A 3090-nucleotide genomic window follows, 5' to 3' on the forward strand; every position below is an offset into this window, starting at 1 on the left:
GCCCTGGGACAGAAGCTGTTTCCCGGCCACCGCCGCCTGGATGATCCGGCCCTGAGACAACGGCTGCTGGATCTGGTGACGGCCGCCAACGGACTTCGAGCCGGATCAGGGTAACGGGCCTAAAGCCGCCCCCGCCAGGGCTGAATCAACCCGACCCGGCCCATGGCTCCTTGGGCGCCGCCGGACTTTACGATGGGCCGGGTAGCCCTCGGCAGCAGCACCCTCCCCCAATGGACACAACAACTCTGTTCCGCGGTGACGGTTTTGTGGGGTGGCAGGCCCTAAACGACACCATCATGGGGGGACGAAGCCAGGGCCATTGCCACTGCGGCAGTTGGGGGCTGGAGTTCACGGCCCAGGTGGTGCGCCAGGGGGGCGGCTTTGTCAGTTGTCGGTCTCCCCAGTTGACGCCCCCCCTGGATCTGCGCCCCTTCTCCGCCCTGCGCCTGGTGATGAACGGCGATGGGCGGCGCTATAAGCTTGGCCTCACTTGTAACGACCCGGTGAGCCGCGCCAGCGCCCTGATTCCCGGCGGGCTGCGGTGGGTGAGTGAATTTGACACGGTTGCCCACGGCGTCAGTGAGGTGGTGGCGCCGTTCACGGCGCTGCGGCCGGTGGTGCGGGCCAAGCCGGTGGCCATGCCCATCCGCTTTGATGCGCAGCGGGTGAGTCGTCTCCAGGTGCTCTATTCCCGCTTCAATGACAGCGGCGGCGAAAATCCGGGCTTTCAAGCGGGCCCCCTGCGCTTTATTCTTCATGCCGTCGAGGCGATCAATTGAGATCCAGGTCCGTGACCGCGCCACGGCTGCTGCTGCTCACCAGATGGGTGTACTTGCCCAGAACACCGCGACGGAAACGGGGCGCCGGCGGACTCCAGCGGGCTCGCCGTTGAGCCAGTTCCGTATCGGACACGTTCAGTTGCAACAGCCGGCGGGGCGCGTCAATGGTGATGGCGTCCCCCGCTTCCACCAGGGCGATGGCGCCCCCCACGGCCGCCTCTGGCGCCACATGGCCCACCACCATCCCGAAAGTCCCCCCGCTGAACCGCCCATCGGTGATGAGCCCCACCTTGTCGCCGAGGCCGGCGCCGATGATGGCGGAGGTGGGCGCCAGCATTTCCCGCATCCCCGGGCCGCCTTTGGGACCCTCGTAACGGATCACCACCACGTCTCCCGCCTGGATCGCGCCGTTGAGGATGGCTTCCAGACACTCCTCCTCGCTGCCGTACACCTTGGCAGGGCCGGTGATGACAGGATGTTTGACGCCGCTGATCTTGGCCACGCCCCCTTCTTCCGCCAGATTGCCCCGCAACACCGTCAAGTGACCTGTCGAGTAGAGGGGGGTATGGATAGGCCGGATCACGTCCTGCCCGGGATCGGGCCGGGTGGGAATCTCCTTGAGGGTCTCCCCGATGGCGTCACCGGATACGGTGGGGCAGTCCCCATGGAGTAACCCTTCCGCCAACAGCATTTTCATCACCTGGGGGATGCCGCCGGCCCGGTGCAGGTCCACCGTCACGTAGCGGCCGCTGGGCTTGAGATCACAGAGCACGGGGGTGTCCGCCCGTAGGGCTTCAAAGTCCTCCAGGGTGAGGGGGACAGCGGCGGCGTGGGCGGCAGCCAGCAGGTGGAGCACGGCGTTGGTGGAGCCCCCAACGGCCATGACCACGCGAATGGCGTTCTCGAACGCCTGACGGCTCATCAGATCCCGGGCCTTGATCCCTTGGGTGACGGCCCCCATCAACACGTGGGCCGAGGCGGCGGTGCTGTCGGATTTCTCGAAATCTTCCGCCGCCATGGTGCTGCTCAAGGGCAGACTCAGCCCCATGGCCTCGAAGGCGGCGGCCATGGTGTTGGCGGTGAACATCCCCCCGCAGCTTCCAGCGCCGGGACAGGCTTTTTTCTCCACAGCCAGTAGCTCCGCATCCGTGATGCGACCCGCTGCGTGCTGCCCCACCGCCTCGAAGGCGCTCACCACGGTGAGATCCCGGCCGGCGTGACGGCCCGGCTTGATGGTTCCCCCATACACAAAGACGGCGGGAATGTTGAGGCGGGCCATGGCGATCATGGCGCCGGGCATGTTCTTGTCACAGCCTCCGATGGCCAGGAGACCGTCCATGGATTGGCCGTTGCAGGCGGTCTCGATGCTGTCGGCGATCACCTCCCGGGACACCAGGGAATAACGCATCCCGTCGGTTCCCATGGAGATGCCGTCGCTCACCGTGATGGTGCCAAACACCTGGGGCATCCCACCGGCCTCGTGGAGGCTGGCCTCCGCCCGCCGGGCCAGATCGTTGAGGCCGATGTTGCAGGGGGTGATGGTGCTGTAGCCGTTGGCAATGCCCACAATGGGTTTATTGAAGTCCTCGTCGCCAAACCCCACGGCGCGCAGCATGGCGCGGTTGGGTGTGCGCCGCACCCCTTGGGTGACGGCGGCGGAGCGACGCAGCGTTGGGGCGGTTGTGGTGGTCATGCCGTGACTGAGGGGGAACACCCTATCCATCGTTGCCCATGGCCTCCAGTTGGCGGCGCACGTCTTCAATGGAGTTCTGAATCTGGCTCATCCGGTCCTCCAGGGGTTGGGGGAGGTCCTTCCCGTCGGCAACGGCGTCCTCCCCTTCGTAATCGCCGTCATGGATCATGCGGGGCATATGGAGCATGCGCCGTTGCCGGCTCACCAGGCGATCCCGTTGTCTTGGGGCCAGCAGGAGCCAGGCCATGGCGACGCCACCCAGAACCGTCCCATAGAGCATGGCGGTGAAAACGGTGCTGCCTGCTGGTCGATCCGTCATGGGGCTGCCCTGGGTTCCCGATCACTGATTGCCATTGTGGCAACCCATAGGCCATATGGAGGAAAGCCGCTTCACATGGGCAGACGGCCACCAGCGAGACCCGGCGATTCCCCCACCCGTCACCCCCGCCCGCCAAGGTAGGCTGCACGTGTACCCCGTCCCGCCGCACCCATGCCGACGCTTCCCCCCGGCCTGATGGAATGGCTGCCGACCGGCGCCGTCATCGGCTTTGGGATGTTCCTGTTTAGCGTGGCGCGGGCGGACCTGAAGGCCGGCGAAGCCCGCCAGCGGGAAGACAT

The 3090-nt window shown here is 66.2% G+C and carries 3 protein-coding genes; 1 reads left to right on the top strand and 2 read right to left on the bottom strand.

The window, feature by feature from the left end; genetic code table 11:
- Positions 1–230 precede the first annotated feature (230 nt).
- The gene (locus tag BG35_RS0108200) at positions 231–779 is read left to right on the top strand and encodes a CIA30 family protein (RefSeq protein ID WP_025782443.1); all 549 of its coding nucleotides are present in this window, start codon (positions 231–233) and stop codon (positions 777–779) included.
- Here the strand turns inward: BG35_RS0108200 and ilvD are convergent.
- The gene (gene ilvD / locus BG35_RS0108205) at positions 772–2472 is read right to left on the bottom strand and encodes a dihydroxy-acid dehydratase (RefSeq protein ID WP_034418007.1); all 1701 of its coding nucleotides are present in this window, start codon (positions 2470–2472) and stop codon (positions 772–774) included. The two genes, BG35_RS0108200 and ilvD, sit on opposite strands and share 8 nt — an antisense overlap.
- 22 nt (positions 2473–2494) lie before the next feature.
- Positions 2495–2791, bottom strand: coding sequence for a hypothetical protein (locus BG35_RS0108210; protein ID WP_025782445.1), 297 nt, complete (start codon positions 2789–2791; stop codon positions 2495–2497).
- Between the last annotated feature and the right edge of the window lie 299 nt (positions 2792–3090).

Origin of the sequence: Candidatus Synechococcus spongiarum SH4 (genome assembly GCF_000586015.1) — a bacterium.
Taxonomy (GTDB): domain Bacteria; phylum Cyanobacteriota; class Cyanobacteriia; order PCC-6307; family Cyanobiaceae; genus Synechococcus_B; species Synechococcus_B spongiarum_F.

What these genes read in the sequence shown, in the direction of transcription:
- BG35_RS0108200 (WP_025782443.1), top strand. Translation starts at nt 231, where the DNA reads ATGGACACAACAACTCTGTTCCGCGGTGACGGTTTTGTGGGGTGGCAG.
- ilvD (WP_034418007.1), bottom strand. Translation starts at nt 2,472, where the DNA reads ATGACCACCACAACCGCCCCAACGCTGCGTCGCTCCGCCGCCGTCACC.
- BG35_RS0108210 (WP_025782445.1), bottom strand. Translation starts at nt 2,791, where the DNA reads ATGACGGATCGACCAGCAGGCAGCACCGTTTTCACCGCCATGCTCTAT.